General features: G+C 57.9%; 15 protein-coding genes and 1 pseudogene. 3 read left to right on the forward strand and 13 right to left on the reverse strand.

The features are described from left to right. From IEX84_RS13715 to lrp, 6 genes and pseudogenes are all read right to left on the reverse strand, one after another. Positions 1–929 (reverse strand): hypothetical protein (locus IEX84_RS13715; protein WP_188873129.1); only part of this gene is annotated, 929 nt, incomplete at its 3' end. A 145-nt stretch (positions 930–1,074) separates the two neighbouring features. Beyond that, positions 1,075–1,900 (reverse strand): annotated as a pseudogene (locus IEX84_RS13720) (IS5 family transposase); the annotation flags it as partial. A gap of 66 nt (positions 1,901–1,966) precedes the next feature. Then, the gene (locus IEX84_RS13725; protein WP_188873130.1) at positions 1,967–2,725 is read right to left on the reverse strand and encodes a hypothetical protein; all 759 of its coding nucleotides are present in this window, start codon (positions 2,723–2,725) and stop codon (positions 1,967–1,969) included. Beyond that, on the reverse strand, positions 2,718–4,373 hold the full coding sequence (locus tag IEX84_RS13730; protein WP_188873131.1) for a hypothetical protein: 1,656 nt from the start codon (positions 4,371–4,373) through the stop codon (positions 2,718–2,720). Before IEX84_RS13730 ends, IEX84_RS13725 begins: the two co-directional genes overlap by 8 nt. Positions 4,374–4,446: 73 nt before the next feature. Next, positions 4,447–4,794 (reverse strand): hypothetical protein, encoded by a 348-nt coding sequence (locus IEX84_RS14630; protein WP_326837176.1) that lies wholly within the window; start codon positions 4,792–4,794, stop codon positions 4,447–4,449. A 1,036-nt stretch (positions 4,795–5,830) separates the two neighbouring features. After that, positions 5,831–6,286, reverse strand: a complete 456-nt coding sequence (gene lrp, locus IEX84_RS13740) for an HTH-type transcriptional regulator Lrp (RefSeq protein ID WP_188873133.1) — start codon at positions 6,284–6,286, stop codon at positions 5,831–5,833. Positions 6,287–7,013: 727 nt separating this feature from the next. Between lrp and IEX84_RS13745 the strand changes: the two genes are divergently transcribed. Beyond that, on the forward strand, positions 7,014–7,442 hold the full coding sequence (locus IEX84_RS13745; RefSeq protein WP_188873134.1) for an RDD family protein: 429 nt from the start codon (positions 7,014–7,016) through the stop codon (positions 7,440–7,442). Positions 7,443–7,480: 38 nt separating this feature from the next. On the opposite strand, the gene IEX84_RS13750 is transcribed toward IEX84_RS13745, so the two are convergent. From IEX84_RS13750 to IEX84_RS13760, 3 genes are all read right to left on the reverse strand, one after another. After that, on the reverse strand, positions 7,481–8,302 hold the full coding sequence (locus IEX84_RS13750; RefSeq protein WP_188873135.1) for an IS5 family transposase: 822 nt from the start codon (positions 8,300–8,302) through the stop codon (positions 7,481–7,483). Positions 8,303–8,944: 642 nt separating this feature from the next. Then, a complete protein-coding gene (locus IEX84_RS13755) occupies positions 8,945–10,066 on the reverse strand; it encodes an MBL fold metallo-hydrolase (RefSeq protein WP_188873136.1) in 1,122 nt (373 codons plus the stop codon). A 177-nt stretch (positions 10,067–10,243) separates the two neighbouring features. Beyond that, positions 10,244–10,645 (reverse strand): helix-turn-helix domain-containing protein, encoded by a 402-nt coding sequence (locus tag IEX84_RS13760; protein ID WP_021780725.1) that lies wholly within the window; start codon positions 10,643–10,645, stop codon positions 10,244–10,246. 288 nt (positions 10,646–10,933) lie between these two features. Here IEX84_RS13760 and IEX84_RS13765 point away from each other — a divergent pair, with 288 nt between their 5' ends. Both IEX84_RS13765 and IEX84_RS13770 read left to right on the forward strand, forming a co-directional pair. Beyond that, a complete protein-coding gene (locus tag IEX84_RS13765; protein ID WP_188873137.1) occupies positions 10,934–11,620 on the forward strand; it encodes a DUF2270 domain-containing protein in 687 nt (228 codons plus the stop codon). 68 nt (positions 11,621–11,688) lie between these two features. Beyond that, entirely contained in the window at positions 11,689–12,027 is a 339-nt protein-coding gene (locus IEX84_RS13770; protein ID WP_188873138.1) for a DsrE family protein, read from the forward strand. A 1-nt stretch (position 12,028) separates the two neighbouring features. Here IEX84_RS13770 and IEX84_RS13775 read toward each other — a convergent pair whose 3' ends face one another. The 4 genes from IEX84_RS13775 to IEX84_RS13790 form a co-directional block, all read right to left on the reverse strand. Then, complete coding sequence (locus tag IEX84_RS13775; RefSeq protein ID WP_188873152.1) at positions 12,029–12,949, reverse strand: sulfite exporter TauE/SafE family protein; 921 nt, start codon at positions 12,947–12,949, stop codon at positions 12,029–12,031. Between the two features lie 260 nt (positions 12,950–13,209). Further along, on the reverse strand, positions 13,210–13,971 hold the full coding sequence (locus IEX84_RS13780) for an SDR family oxidoreductase (protein WP_188873139.1): 762 nt from the start codon (positions 13,969–13,971) through the stop codon (positions 13,210–13,212). Between the two features lie 143 nt (positions 13,972–14,114). Then, on the reverse strand, positions 14,115–15,119 hold the full coding sequence (locus tag IEX84_RS13785; protein ID WP_188873140.1) for a sulfite exporter TauE/SafE family protein: 1,005 nt from the start codon (positions 15,117–15,119) through the stop codon (positions 14,115–14,117). 2 nt (positions 15,120–15,121) lie between these two features. Next, positions 15,122–15,271 (reverse strand): DUF7512 family protein, encoded by a 150-nt coding sequence (locus IEX84_RS13790; RefSeq protein ID WP_020220634.1) that lies wholly within the window; start codon positions 15,269–15,271, stop codon positions 15,122–15,124. Between the last annotated feature and the right edge of the window lie 41 nt (positions 15,272–15,312).

The raw sequence follows: 15,312 nt of genomic DNA on the forward strand, positions 1-15,312 counted from the left end.
GCGGTCGTCGCGACACTCGTCCCACCAACGTAGGCGCCGGCAGCAACACCGCCGACGAGTGCGGCGCCCCGCGTAGCCGTGCCAATCACCTTCGCAGTGAGTGGCGTCGCGTACTGGAACGTCTTCCACGTCACCAGCAAGGCGACGACCGGGAGCGAAACAGCGACGAGATACTTCAAGAATGGACTCCCTGGGGAGAGGGCGTGCTGCGAGTAGAGCAAGTCGTAGCCTTTGAACACGACCGCAGCGGGGAGAGGGAGGATCGCGAGTGGGACGAAGCGTTTGCTGAACCCCATGGCAACATCCGAGAGCACGGGAATGTTCCCGTAGGCGAGCGCGAACGCGATCGGCATTCCGTAGATGTAGACGTAGAGGAGGATTTCTCGAATATAGTAGAGCGCCTCCAACGCCCACATCGAGAGCCCACCGAGAAGCGCGAACACAAGTGAGAGACCAGTATTTCGGAGAGTGAAGCCGATGAGATTGAGCATTGCCTGACCGAGTGACTGGAGGCTCGGGAGAAGTGCGATTGTGAATCCGTTGACTAAGTAGAGCGTGAGAACACTGAGCCAGTACCACGTGATAATCAGGAACGCGCCGACCCACGCCGTCTTGCGTGTTCGTCGAGACTCGTAGGTACTCCCGATATTGAAAATCCGGATAAGATGTCTTCCCTGTACACAAATCACGAGAAGGAGAAGCGAGATGATCATAATTTCACCCCCGGTTAGAGTGTGGTGAATGGACTGCCAGGGAGCGTTCGTAGGTTGGCCGAAGACGAATGGACCACCCGTCTGCGGGGTTGGTGATCCAAACATATGGATCGAGAGCTGCTGATAGCCGTTCGTGAGGCCTTGCATGAACAGGCTGATGAACCAGTTGACAGCGTCCTTGAATCCCTGAAGAACGACGTCAATTAGGCTAACCATCGTTCCTCTCGCTAATGTTGATAGAGCAGTTGGCAACCTGCTCTGACCCAGAGTATGTGACGTCGTACGTGGCCGTGAGAGAGTCTCCGATACTAGTCTTGAGGATGATCGGCTGTGTTGAATCGCCATATGGCGGTGGAATGCACTGTTTCACAGCTCGCTTGATGTTATAGACGACACACATCAGCGCGATTTCTCGGAACTCACGGAACCACGAACGCGCTCGCACGGCGAAGCCGAACGAGCGCTTCACAGCCGAGTTCACGGTTTCGGTCATAGAGCGCTGATTGTAGCGCTGTTCGTCGATTCTGGCGTTGTGCGCGTGGTCGTATGGTGCGAAGATGCGATGTTTGATGAGCGGGCGAATCCCGAGGTCACGAAGGGATTCGCGGAGTGCCTGTTTGTCATATCCTTTATCGGCGGCGAGAGACCGCAGATCGCCCGCATCCGGCGGGCGATCTGCTCAGCGAGGTCTGCGTCGCTTCCTTCACGGGTCGTTGAGCAGTGAACGTCGAGGACGGCTTGAGAGTCTGTATCGACGAGTTTCGTGACTTTTAGCTTCTGTACGCGGTAGCTCGTTCGCTGGCAGTAGTGGCGGCTCGCAGCTGAGCGTTCGTAGAATGTGGCGTCAATGGCTCCGTGCTTCGAGGGATCGTGCAACTGCGCCGACTGGCGCAGCAGCACTCGACAGACGCTCATACTGATCCGGTCGAACGCCTTACACAAGGTGGAGGGCGAGGGGAGATCGGCCTCAGCGAGGCCGATCTCCCCGGTTATTTGTGGCATCTCCTTGAGCAGTCGATGGTCATTCGGTAGGACGTATCGAGGTAAATCCGCAGACAGTGCAGGGAAACGAGTGCATAGTCGGCGAATCCGCCGCCACTTTCCGGGGCGGCGGATTCGTCTCCATCGCCAGTAACTCTTTGAGCAACCGGGACAACTTCCCCAGTGAAGCGGAAGATTTGCGTCATAGACACTCGCAGCCTCCCGCTTCAACTCCTTTGATTTAGCGCCCTATCCCGACGCCGTCTAGTGATTCAACACAGCCGGATGATCTCAAACGATCCACTCTGTTCGTGTTCAGCACAGGTGACGGCTCCACCAGGAGCGAACCCAAACGGGGAAGTTGAGCTATAGACCGTTCTCCGTTCTCCAGGTGGGACAACGACCTTCGGTGTCGTTGAATCCGTCTCAAGGTCGTAGATCCCGCTCACGTCGCTGTTGTTCACGTAATTCGTCCCGCGTTTCGTGGACGGAAGAGGGACGTCACCGATGAAGAGCAGCTTTGTAACCGCGATTGGTCCACTTCCCTGGTTTTGTACGGTAATAAACGCCTCGTCCGCAATCTCTCCAGAGGCCCCGTTCCACATTTTGTCGGGCTGGTTTCGTCCGATGCCCATGTCGAGAATTTGGAGGTCGGGACGGAGCGATCGTGTCGTCGTGCCGATGGTCTGGTCGTCGTTGACGGCGACGAGCTCGTAGTCGCCGGGTGTGTAGGTGGTACCGAGGTCGAAGGAGACGCGGCTCGTGCCCTGCGCGACGTCGCGTGTCCCGAAGAGCGAGCCGTTCGGTTTGACGAGGTTCACGTGCTCGACGTCCGCGTCACTCTCGAGTTCGACGCCGAGAGTCGTCCCTTGGACGTTGAGGCTTGCAAATGGTCCAACAGGAGTGGTCGTTGAGGAACTCGACGGTTCGGAGGTCTGGGTGCTGGTGCAGCCGGCGAGGGCGGCGAGGGTGAGACTGCCGAATGCTTGGAGGGCGCTACGACGGTCGATGGATGGTGAGGTGTCAGTCATAGTGTTGGAAGCGATCAAGGCCGAACATGCGGAGGAGACGCTGGCCGGCGTAGAACATCACGACGAACGGGAGGAGTTTCCATCCGGTTGTGAACACGAGGTTGAACCAGCCCGAGAGCGTGCCGAGCGGGTGCCAGCGGACGCTCGCCTGAGTACGCACATAGGCGGGGTTGGCTCCAAGCCACGACTCTGGCTGGTACTGGGCGGTGTAGATGCCGGGCTGCGTGAGCGTGACGACGGCAACCCCCGAACGATTCGTTTCGACGTGCTGGTCGCCGATGGCGATGTAGCCGGTCGGTGACTGAGCGAGTGGCCGGCCACGCTGCTCCTGCGAGAGGTCGATTGGCGCACCCGTCTGGTTGTCGCGTAGTTCGAGACGGACTGTGGCCGCCGAGACATTCTGCGAGAGGACGGTCGCAGTGAGGGAACTCTCGCGGAGGTGGCGTGTCGACCCGGCCTGGGGCTGGAAGATGGTCGCGTTCACGCCGCGAACGATCCCCGCGACGTGCAGCGCCTGCCGGTCAACCTGCTCCGCGCGGACAGCAACCCCGTACGTCGTCGTGTAGGTGTCGTTGACGACGTCGGTGTGGACGTCCTCACCGAGCGTTGAAGCGGGCGACGACCGATTGATCCCCCACGTCTCGACGATTTCTGGGCCGGTTCGGACGGGTTCAGCGACCGGCCCAATCCGCGACGGATACGCGTGCACGGAGACGGGAATCGCGTCCGACTGGGTGCGTGTCTCGCCGTCGCGGGTACTCGTGACGAGCGTGTCCCAGCCGGTGTGGCGGGCGGTGTAGAACCGCCACACACCACGCACACGAGCGCTCCCGGTCTCGGTGAGCGTGTACCCCTGCCACGGGCGCGACTGGAGGATCGCGACGCCCGCGTCCCCATTCGGATACGTCGCGTAGTAGGGGTACGCCGCGAGATTATACACCGACCCACTGAGCGAGTCGGTAACCGTGATAGAGTCAGTCTCCGTCGTTGTGCTCACGGTGTTCCCGTTCACTGTCGTGGTCTGCTCGATGCGAACCTCGATCGTCGCGTGCAGCGTCAATGTCGTCGTGCGGTCGTTCTGGAGCTGGTAGTCCAGCGTCGGCGTCTGCGTCCCGGTACTCGAGGCGATGGTGTCGCCGTCCTGGGTGAGCCAGACGCGCGAGATTTGGTGCTTGGTAAGGGACCAGTCCGCACTCGTGCTCGGGTAGCGAACGCGGTAGTCGACGAGGCCGCGAAGCGTCCCGTCCGGTGCGAGATACGTGCGTGTCTCACCGGATGCGAGGTGTGCTCGCGTCGTGGGTTGGGCGGCGAAGATCGTCGCGTGAGCATCCGCGATGAGGGCACCATCCTCAAGGTCGGCGTTCTCCGGGTGAAGCGACGTCTCTGGACCACTAGCGTGGAGATCGCGGAAGTCGTGCTTGGTCCACGTCGCGGCCGTCTTGGGCGGCCGCGTGAACGTGATGTCCGTCCCGTTCGCAAGTTGTTGGAGGGCGGTGCGGTGCTCGCCGTAGTGCTGAGAGTACGTGGAGTCGTTCGTGTAGTCGTCGGCGTCGTGCGACCAGAGGGTCGCGGACTCGTTCTCTGTGAGGCCGTTCCCTTCCGTGCCGGGGCGGGGGTGGTTCGCGGCGGCGAGTCCGGTGACTGTCACGAGGAGGAGGACGCCGGCAATCGCTATCGGGACTGCGCGTGACGGGGACAACAACGTGGAGGACAGATTTGAGCTACCAGGGGACGAGGTTCACACACTGTGCGAGCGGCAGGTTCATCATCGACCCCGCGACCGTGTAAAGCGGGCCGAGGACGACGAGGATGGTGGCGGATTTGAGCGCCGAGCGTTTGTGGCGCTTTAGACCCTTCTTCTGGTCGGGGCTCAGCGTGAACATATCGATCAGGGAGTTCGCCTGCCAGACGACGGCGAGCCCAACGATGCCCAGCGCCGTCGTCAACTGGAAGAATCCCTCAATCATGCTCGGGAGGTTGTCCGCGCTACAGACCGCTGTCTGTTGGGCCGCGACGGGTTCGACAGCGACGAGGCTGAATAGGAGAAGCGCGCTTCCGATGCGTCGCAGTAAATTCCGGGGATTTCGCCCGCGTTGAGAGGCGTTTTGGCTAGTGTCAGTGGTTGCTGATTCTGAATCCGTCACCGCAATCCACCCCACCGTTTCCAGTTAGTGGTGGCCTCGTCGGTTGTCTCTGCCCGTTCTGTGGTCTGTATAGCATCGTGGGGTCTACCGATCTCCTCTCGATGCATTCTCCTGTAAGTCGATAGAGATGAATTAAGAATCTTATGACTCCTATATCTATGCAATTAATAGAAATTTAGTCGAATATTAAATAGTATATTATATAATTCACTTTTTGAATGTCCGACCGTGTGCGATGATGTGGATCTCATTGGTATCTGTTGATTCTCCTATCGGCATACACTCGCTATTCTGCCTCTATTGGAATTGACATTAACGAATAAGGATGGTGCCGCTGGTCGTCAAGTGCCGGCCTAGACACTAACTACAGGGGAGCGACTGAACCGTAACTACAGACTAGGTACAAACTGCTTGGTGTACGAAGGGGCACTTTTACCCAGATAAGGGACCTATCCAAATTGGATTGCTCAGGGAGACGATCCAATAGGGGGGAGTAGTCTTCTACAGCAATCCACGAAGGAAGCACGCTATTTCGCAGGTGGGTATTGGAACCACCATCCACCTGCATCTTCCGCTCAATACGCACACACCTAACGGCTGTTTTAAGTATAGGATTATAGAAACAATAGAGTCTCAGCAGAGCCACTATTCTAGAATCGCTATCTACGGATCAATCGGGTTAAAGACGGAGTTCATAAACCCGCTGGTGTCTCTTGAGGAGTGGTGAGTGGGTCGACAAGCAGGGTCGACCCACTATGGGTAACACGTGTGGCACGGGCCGGAGTTAGCATGGTCAATTGACTCCCGGAGTCTCACCGTATCTATCCGTGCTGGCTCTACTATCCCTGACACACGCATAGTATATATCCTTTCTCCCACTTGTTGGGAGTTTTTACTTGGGACAGGCGGAAATCCAAAAATAGGTACCTCTGTTCGTCAATCAACGGAGTTCAAATGTGTGCTAGTCGGTATTGAGATCGAATTGTTCGTTCTCGGCAGTGGCATTGAGCACGACGCTGGTCGCGGACTCGGCGATGTCGGCGTCGCCGAGGAGTTCCTTGATGAGCGTATTCATGTGGTCCGTGTCGTGGAATTTCCCGATGGCGATGATGTCGTAGTTCCCCGTCACTTCGTAGACGGAGATCATCTGGTCATGTGCGCCAAGTCGCTCGGCGAGGTCGGGAAGTGAACCTCCCTCGGCTTTGAGTTGGAGAACAGCGGTGACGTCATAGCCGAGTTTATCGTAATCGACGATCGGCGTGTAGCCCGTAATGACGCCCTCTTCCTCAAGCTCCTGGAGGTGATTTGAGATAGTCGTCACGGAGACGTCGAGTTCCTCGGCGAGACTGCGGAGGCTTGCGCGGCCATCTCCGAGAAGCTCGTTTATCAGCTCAGCATCAATATTCTCATAGGCCATATCATGAGCCACGTTTGCAGCCCTGTTAACAGATGGTATTCAAACCCGTTTGGACTGCGGTTACTCACAACGCTTAGGCGTAGAAACACGGAGTGATGTATTGCTCAGTGGGGTTCTCTCGCCAAGGCGAGGTGCAACCCCATCGCAGTGGTGTCCAGCCAGTTGAGGTTGCACCCTTGATGGCGGCTATCGGTAACGAAGTACGCAGCCATGACGGACTGCTGGAGTAGCCCTAGCTACACCGAGGCCCTAACTAGGCCTGATACCGACAGCGCCAGCACTGTCAACAGCCAAAGTGAAAAATATATCGACGGTAATACTGGGAAATCCAAGCGAGGATGAGCTAGTTCTACCAACTCCAGCACCTGCTACAGCCTCAACAAAGTAGTATAGACTGTATCACGGCTCAGAAGACTCGTAAACAGCCCTTAGTCGGGAATGAGTGTGCGGAGGTCGCGCACGTCCACGGTGTCGTTGAGGTCGTCAAGCATGCCCAATACGTCTGCGCGGCGGTCGTCGGGTCAATGCGGTCAGTGCTATACTCGGTTCTCATGCAAGGCTGACTACGTTCCGACGGAATACAGAGGTATTCGGCTCTGTTGAAATCCTCTTCTTCAGACAAATTCTCACCTGAAACAGCTGGTCGATGAGAGATGCGAACTGTTCGACAACTCTACTTTAGAGTAATAATCAAAGATTAATAACTCTTGAATAACAGACGTGAGTTATGGAAAAGCATCCGAAACCACAACGAGGGACAAACGGGGATGTGATCTGGCACCGAGTGGGGGCATACTTTATCGACTCAATACTCATGGGGCTAATCTGGGTTGCCGTTATACTCGCCGGGACGCCCCTCGGCGACATCGGGTTCCTCGTGCTGGCGTTCGCGGGACTGGTCGCAACATTGGTTTACGGGTTTCTACTTGAGGGACTGTACGGCTACACGCCGGGGAAATATCTGCTTGGACTCGTCGTTATCAAGTCCGACGGCTCAAACTGTACAATTGGGGCGTCAGTCCTGCGGAACCTGTTGTGGATCGTTGACGCACTCCCGACGTTGAACCTCGTCGCAATGGTGTTGATACTGCTTACGGATGATAACCAACGGGTCGGTGACCTCGTCGCAGATACAGTCGTCGTCAAGCGACAGTAATCAAACCGAGTCGTAGCTGTTTGCCCTGTATTGACCGTTCAGAGTGATCGGTCGATATTGTGACTGAGACAGGTGATGGTGAGTTCACGGAACTGCTTCCACCAACGTCGTGAGCGGACGAACGCACCGTACTTCCGCTTGAGCGTTGAGTTAACCGTCTCTAATTGACTCCGCTGGCCGTAGAGATCAGTATCTAAGCGCGCATTCCATTCCCGGTGGAGTGGCGTGAATTCACGATGCTTAATCAGTGGCCGAACCTCGTGTTGCCGGGCAAGTCGCCTGATTTTCTGGTCGTCGTAGCTCTTGTCACCGAGCAGAATGTCAATATCCTCGCAATTGCGCTTGATCAACGATGGAGCGATCTTGCTATCGTGTTTCCGAGTCGTCGTCACGTGTAAATCGAGAATCGCGTTTACCTTCGCATCAACCAGCAACGTCACTTTGAGCTGCTGAATCGTGAGTTCGGCTCGTTTCGTGTAGTGTTTCGAGGTGTGACTACGGTCAAACCCTGACGCATCAACTCCAACAACACCGCTTGTCGGAAGTGGCGTCGCTGAGAGTGTCAATATGACACGCCATACAGCCATATCAAGCCGATTGAACGCCTTACAGAGCGTTGACGGCGTAGGAAGTTCAGCCAATCCGAGGGCGTGACGAATTCGCGGCATCTCGATCAGTTCATCAAGCAGACCACGATAGGTCGTGTTCTTTCGAACCTTGAGACAGAGCATAACAACGTGCTGCGGAAGTGTGTAGCGGTGTTTGGAAAACTTCGAGGAGTATCGAGAGACCGCTCGGCGTGCCAGATGGATTGCCTTCTCAGTAAACCGGAGAATCTTCGACTTCGGGAGGGCCTTCATCCCGTAGGATTACACGGTGAACATGTAACTCTTTGAGGATTTCAACAGAGCCAGTTATTCCTAATGTGACCTCCTCCTCGCCGTGAACGGCGAGGCTTCCCACGGTACCGCACCGCTGATTTGGGATATTTGCTGGTTTACGACCTGTCGGTATGACAGGCCGATGGCGGGGTCGTTCGAAAGACGCGAGCGTCTTTCGTGATGTCGTCAGAACGCGAAGCATTCTGACTGCTAACCAGAAGCCGGAGACTTCTGGTGATGCCGAGAGATCAAAGATCTCTCGAACCACCACACCGCCGTTACTCCTATCCCCGGCAGGGGGATTCGAAGTTATCTTAACCGAGACACCACAGCGGTTCGAGAGTGTGTCTCGAACATTCTGAGCCTCGGAGTCCCCGATATTGTCCGATTAGGTGGGCGGTCATGCCGCCTCGGTGTACGTCATACTACGACACGATGCTACTTAATATCCGTAGGAAGCTGATGCGTGGTTCGTGGAGGCGTTGTCGGATTCACTCCCGTCCCCAGAACGCGGAGTGTTCTGGTGTGCGAACGAGACGCGAAGCGTCTCGTCAACGACGTAAACGGCGGGATTCTCTCCCCTGAAGAAAGATAGACAATACTATGCGTGTTCGCCTGCGTTCAGTTTGCAGCGCAGTTATTCGGGCCGAGTTCGAGGGCTTCAGCGTCGCCCCCTGGCTGTTCCTTTCCCCAGTTGATCTGCTTAATCTCGTTGTAGTTCGCGGGCTCCTCGGAGAGGCTCTCAACGATCGTTTCGACGAACGCTTCCTCATCGTCGTCGGCGACGAAACTCAAAAGTTCGTTCGTCGTCTCAGCCCGAAGTTCGCCGAGTTCAGTAGCGATCGGACGGGTGGACTCGTCGCTGAAGTGCCCCGGAAGAACGATAGTTGTCTCGTCGAGGTCGGTGAGTCGATCAAGACTGTCGAAGAGTTCGCTCGCGGCAGTACGGATGGCGGCCTCCGTGGAGTCCTCAAGGTCGGGACGGCCGACGCTCCGCAGGAAGAGCGTATCCCCCGAGAGAAGTGCATCACCGAAGGCGAAGGAGATACTCCCGGGCGTATGTCCTGGAGTGTGGTGAACATCGAGTTCGCGCTCGCCGATGGCGATGGCGTCCCCGCCCTCGAGTTCGGTCACCTCGTTGAGGTCGCCTGCGTCCTCATCGTGGAGGTAGTAGGGGACGTTAAGTTCACCGGCGAGTCGACGCGCACCCGAGATGTGGTCGGCGTGTGCGTGCGTATCTGCGACACCGACAACTTTTAAGCCGCGTGCGTCTACGACGTCGAGATACTGATTGATGTACTGTGAGGGGTCGACGACGACTGCCTCGCCGTCGTCGTGGACGATGTACGAGACGCACCCGGTTCCAGGACGGACAATTTGAATGACGTCGTCAGCGGCGCCGTCGTACTCGCGGTGCACCCGTCCCCATCCGTTCATTCCGTCGTCGACTGACTTCGCGTCGAAGCCCTCCTCCCGAAGGAACTCAGCGGCGCGCGCGGATGTGAGACCGCCGACACAGACGACGGCGATTTCCTGCCTCTCGGGAAGATCCTCAAGGTGGTCCGCGAGCGTCGAGAAGTCGTGATCCAACAGTTCATCGTAGATCGGGAGGTTCGTACTCGTCGGAATACGCCACTCCTCGTAAGCGTCTTCGTTCCGGACGTCGAGGACGAAAAGGTCCTCTGTGTCGTCCTCCTCCACACGTCGGGCAACCTCTGATGGGGCAATAACAGTATTGCTCATCCCACACATTACTACACAATACAGAGGGATAAATATACTGCCCAGCAAGACGGCTTCTGGGATTGCTACGGCTGAAGAAACTCGCTAGTTGATAGCTAGTCGGATACAGCCCTGCAATTCAGAGAGATATATTCAAGTATGAGGTTAGTAGCAGTCGACTCAGTACGTTTAGATCGATCAGCTCTCTGCGGGCGCGCGCTGGCGCTGCTCGCTGTATTTCTCGTCAAACTCGTCGATGAGCTGGCCCATTTTCGCGTACCAGTCGTTGAGCGTGCGCTGCATGTCTTGGGCGATCTCCTCGCCATCACGAGGTTTGTAAACGTGGTAATAGCCGCCCTGATCGTAGTTCACCTGCTCTTTCTGGATGAATCCGGCTTGCAAGAGGCGCTGAACTGAACGATATGCGGTCGAGCGCTCCCGGTCAACTCGCTCGGCAACCTCGTCGACCGTCAGCGGTTCCGCGCTGTCGCAGAGCATCTGGAATATTTCTTTGTCGAGCGCCTTCAGATCGTGAAAGCACTCCAGCAGCCCCTCACACTCCATATCCTGCCGGAGCATCTCACTCATTGAATCAGCCATTGGTTGCTCATATTACGGCCTACACACGCAAAAGTGTTTGCGTGTATGATACAATACTGGAGCGAGGACACGGCTGCACATACCTGCACTACACTGCGGTTGAAAGAGGAATGGGACGGCGATCACAGAGCTGTCGTGTCCATGTATCACTACGGATCGGGCACAACCGGCAAATCATATGGCTGGCAATGTGCATTAGCTACTACACTAGAGAGTGAAGATGACGCAACACTCCCCCTATCCTACGAACGCACCACACATCGCCGGCCGACTCAAAATGGGACGACAATGACCGAGGACACGACTGACGAGGCGGATCGCGACGTCGGGAGGGGACTCTTGGATGAGGAGATGGGGCCGAGCGGCGCGATGGCGCACCTCTACCGGGGCGAGATCCACCGGATGAAGTACTGGCGCGAACGCCTCGACAAAACCACCAACTGGGCAGTTATTGTTATGGCTGCCATTCTTACGTGGGCGTTCTCCAGTCCCAACAACCCACACTACATCATCCTCATCGGCATTGCGATGCTGGGCGTCTTTCTCACGATCGAGGCGCGACGCTACCGGGGCTACGACATCTGGCGCTCGCGCGTCCGAACCCTCCAGGAGAACGTCTGGTCGGTCGGCCTCAACCCCGAAACGGACGTCGTCGACCCAGAGTGGCGCAAGCGACTCGGCGACGACTACCGCGAACCCGCGGTCAAGATCACCGCCGAAGAGGCTATCGCACACCGCTTACGGCGGATTTACCTCCCACTCTTCGCAATCCTCCTCGTCGCGTGGCTCGTCCGTATCACCGCCTTCTCTCCCGAGTCGTGGCTCCAGACCGCAGCCATCGGGATGATTCCGGGGCTCGTCGTCATCGGTCTCGTCGCCGCGTTCTTCGTCAGCACACTCATCATCGCGTGTCGCCCTCGGACGTGGCATACGCGCGGCGAACTCCTCGACGAGCGCCTCCGAAAGGACGAGTAGGCGATCTCGGTCTTTCGACGGCACTCGACCCCCAGTCCTTATCGCGAACTCGGGCGAAACACGAACGTATGCAGGCCGTCTTCCACCACTCGAACAACGATGCCGAACTGCACGCTCGGGTCGTTAACAACGTCATGAATCTCCTCGAGGACGAAACTATCGACCTCGACGACGTCGCGCTCGTCACGAACAGCGGTGGCCTCCAACTCGTCACGACCGACTCCCCGGAGCGAGCACGAGTCGAACGCCTCCTCGAGCGCGGCGTCACAATCAAGCAGTGTCAGAACACCATCGAGGGGACGGACGTCACGGCGGCCGACCTCATCGACGGCGTCGAGCTCGTTCCGTCCGGCGTCGGAGAGCTCACACGCCTCCAAAGTGATGGGTACGCCTACCTCACACCGTAGCTCAGAGTAGCGCGGGGATGGTGTTACGGAAGATGTTGAGCGAGATGATGAAGAGGAGCGTGATGACGAACCAGTTGAAGCGCCGCTGGTCAATCTCGAGGCGCCGCAGATAGGTGCCGAGGAGGAGGCCGACGATCGTGACGACAGCGATCGTCGAGCCCAACCAGATCCGATACGTCGTCAAAAGATCGGTGAACAGCGCCATCTGAACGAGACGTACCGTGAAGATGATGCCGAGAACCATCGAGAGCCCGCCGATGTACCGTTCGGTGTCGCGCTCGAACGTGTGGAAGTACGCCGGGAGGAGCGGGCCGAGGTTCGACGCCGCGAGCAAGAATCCTTCGAGGAAGCCAGCGGTGCTGAGCGCGATCGGGTGGTGTGCTTCCTCAATAGTGACGAAGTTCTGCACGACCTGGAAGACGACGTAGGCGAGAATGATGAGGCCGATGAGGAACGGCACGATCGGCCCGGTGTTGTACTGTGCGAGGAAGTAGACACCGACGACCGAGCCGATGATCGCCAAGGCGACCAGAATCCACTCCTCACGGATGAAGGAGACGCCGGTCTTCGTCTCGCCGACTTGGAACATATTGATCATCCACGGTGGAATTGCGAGCACCACGACGGCGAGCGTCGGGTCAATGACCGAGGCGAAGATTGGCGTCGTGATTAGTGCGTAACCGAAGCCAAGCATGCCTTTGATCGCGCCGGCGACGATGGCGACGACAACGAAGAGAGCGAGTAGTTCGGTCGTCACAGTCGACTGTACACCCTTCGTGACGTTCCCCCAACCCGGGAAGAGCAGAATCGAACCGGCGAGGACAGCGAGTGTCGCGAGGGACATCATCACCTCCCGATAGTGGAAGGCACGGAGGTTCGTCAGGAACTGCTGCGGGTCAATAGTTGGTTCGCGTGTACTCATATGAATCAGAGCGATGGACTCGGATATCATGAGATAGTGGCTGTACGCCTAACCATATCGGTGAATCAGCAATTCGGGCAGTAATGCACGACGTGACGCCGGCGCTGATCAGTCCTGTCCGTGCTCAGTGAGGCCGAAACCCTGATTTCGCTGCTCCTATGGGCGTCATAGATACCTGCGAATATCGCACCTTAGCGAGCGGCGAAGCGGTACAACAACAGCGTGATGCCGACGATTCGACCAGTCAGGGGACGAGGTGTCTATTGTGCGAGGTAGCCACCATCAACACCGAGGGCCTCACCAGTAACGAAGGACGCGTCGTCGTCACAGAGCCAGAGGACAGCGCTCGCGACCTCCTCGGGTGTGCCGAGACGGTTCATCGCGTGCTTATTTGCGATTTGTTCGCGGAGCTCGGAGCCCTCTTCCATACCGCCCTCGCGGAGGAGTGGCGTGTCGATAAAACCGGGACAGACGGCGTTCACGCGGACACCCGTCTCGCCGTTCTCGAGGGCAGCAGTCTTCGTCAGTCCGAGGACACCATGTTTCGCGGCGACGTATCCGGAGGAGGTTGCGAAGCCGACCTGCCCGAGGATTGAGGAGTTGTTAACCACGACACCACCGGCGTCCTGTTGTTTCATCTGCGCGATCTCCGCCTGCATACACTTAAAAACGCCGACGAGATTCACGTCGATGACGCTCTCCCAGCTCTCGGCGTCGTACTCCTCAACCGTCGCACTGTCACCGCCGATACCGGCATTGTTGAACGCATAGTCAAGGGATCCATACTCCTCAACGGCGGCTTCAACCATCGCCTCGGTCTCCGCGGCGTCAGTGACGTCCGTCTCCACGAATAATGCATCGCCACCGTCGGCTTCGATGTCGGCGATGGTCCCCTCGCCTCCCTTGACGTCGACATCCGCGACGACGACGCGTGCTCCTTCCGCAGCGAATTCAAGAGCGGTCTCTCGACCGATCCCAGATCCACCACCCGTCACGAGCGCCACAGAGTTATTAGCGACCATACTACAGAATCTATCGCGTGATGTGAAAAATATCGGGGGCAGTTCTCATACCCCACGATCGGGAGTTGACTGATGACGCGAAGCCAAGCTGATACTGCTACGCTCCGAGTGCTACACTGTGGCTGAGAACGTGGTATAGAGGGTTAGGATGTGGTGAGCCGGCACCACGTGCTGGATGCGTTACTGCGGAGGCGGCAGACGGCAGCGAGAACGACGGCGCCGCTCACGAGGAACGCGGCTCCGAAGATGAGCACCGTGCTCACGGTGTTGAGGGCCGCGATGCCGTAGATGTTCCCCAGTTTGTTTGTCGCGACGGCAAGACTGCCGGCGAGCAACATTGCGGCGAAGTAGCCCTTGATCTCGTCCTCGTCGACGAGGTTCGTGGCGCCCGCACCGATGCGGGCGCCGAGTGCGCTTCCAACGAGCAGGAACGCGACAACGGGCAGGGCGACCGCTCCGGACTGCGCGTAGGTGAACGCGCCGAAGGCGCCGGAAATCGTGATTTGGAGGATGTCCGTCCCGACGGCAATGGCTGCCGGGATGCCGAGCCCGTACATCATGGCGGGCATCAGGAGGAACCCGCCGCCGACACCGAGGAAGCCCGAGAGGACGCCGATAACGAGACCGATTGCCGCGACGATCACGCCGGAGACGCGGACGTCTCCACGGAAGGTGACCATCGGCGGAATTTCGATTGCTTGGACGCGTTCGGCAAGGTCAAGGCTGGCCCCGCTCTCGTCGTCGCTCTCGTCCGTCCAGGCGTCGCGGAGCGTGAACAAGCCGACGAGTGCGAGTAGGCCGACGTACGAGACGTTGATAACGAGGTCGGCCATGCCGGTCGCCTCAAGGAAGAATACGACGCTCTTCCCAAGTTCGATGCCAGCGGTCATCGCGGCAGTCATAATGGCCGCGAGTTTGTAGTCGACTTGGCCGTGGTCGCGGTGGCGCAATGCGCCGATGACGCTCGTCCCGAAGACAAACGCAAGCCCACTGCCGACGGCGACTGTCGATGGGTACCCGAGTACGAGCAGTGCGGGTGTCACGAGGAATGATCCGCCCATCCCAAAGAACCCAAAGAGGGTTCCGATCAGCAGGCCGAACCCGACGAACACGCCGACCATCAGCAGACTCAGTCCCAAGAGCTCCATCGTCAGTCACCTCTTACAGTGGTGAGGATGGTTGACTGGGCGAGATGGCTTAGCGCTCCGTAGCCGACGTAGAGGGCGAGCGCTTCGGCGAGTACGACGCCGACTGTCCCCACCGCCTGCAGGGGGCCGCTGAGGGTTTCGAGACCGAGCATCTCAGACCACCAGGGTTTGTTCTTGTAGTTCCAATACTACA

Source organism: Halarchaeum rubridurum, from assembly GCF_014647115.1.
GTDB lineage: Archaea > Halobacteriota > Halobacteria > Halobacteriales > Halobacteriaceae > Halarchaeum > Halarchaeum rubridurum.

What these genes read in the sequence shown, in the direction of transcription:
- IEX84_RS13725 (WP_188873130.1), bottom strand. Translation starts at nt 2,725, where the DNA reads ATGACTGACACCTCACCATCCATCGACCGTCGTAGCGCCCTCCAAGCA.
- lrp (WP_188873133.1), bottom strand. Translation starts at nt 6,286, where the DNA reads ATGGCCTATGAGAATATTGATGCTGAGCTGATAAACGAGCTTCTCGGA.
- IEX84_RS13745 (WP_188873134.1), top strand. Translation starts at nt 7,014, where the DNA reads ATGGAAAAGCATCCGAAACCACAACGAGGGACAAACGGGGATGTGATC.
- IEX84_RS13750 (WP_188873135.1), bottom strand. Translation starts at nt 8,302, where the DNA reads ATGAAGGCCCTCCCGAAGTCGAAGATTCTCCGGTTTACTGAGAAGGCA.
- IEX84_RS13755 (WP_188873136.1), bottom strand. Translation starts at nt 10,066, where the DNA reads ATGAGCAATACTGTTATTGCCCCATCAGAGGTTGCCCGACGTGTGGAG.
- IEX84_RS13760 (WP_021780725.1), bottom strand. Translation starts at nt 10,645, where the DNA reads ATGGCTGATTCAATGAGTGAGATGCTCCGGCAGGATATGGAGTGTGAG.
- IEX84_RS13765 (WP_188873137.1), top strand. Translation starts at nt 10,934, where the DNA reads ATGACCGAGGACACGACTGACGAGGCGGATCGCGACGTCGGGAGGGGA.
- IEX84_RS13770 (WP_188873138.1), top strand. Translation starts at nt 11,689, where the DNA reads ATGCAGGCCGTCTTCCACCACTCGAACAACGATGCCGAACTGCACGCT.
- IEX84_RS13775 (WP_188873152.1), bottom strand. Translation starts at nt 12,949, where the DNA reads ATGAGTACACGCGAACCAACTATTGACCCGCAGCAGTTCCTGACGAAC.
- IEX84_RS13780 (WP_188873139.1), bottom strand. Translation starts at nt 13,971, where the DNA reads ATGGTCGCTAATAACTCTGTGGCGCTCGTGACGGGTGGTGGATCTGGG.
- IEX84_RS13785 (WP_188873140.1), bottom strand. Translation starts at nt 15,119, where the DNA reads ATGGAGCTCTTGGGACTGAGTCTGCTGATGGTCGGCGTGTTCGTCGGG.
- IEX84_RS13790 (WP_020220634.1), bottom strand. Translation starts at nt 15,271, where the DNA reads ATGCTCGGTCTCGAAACCCTCAGCGGCCCCCTGCAGGCGGTGGGGACA.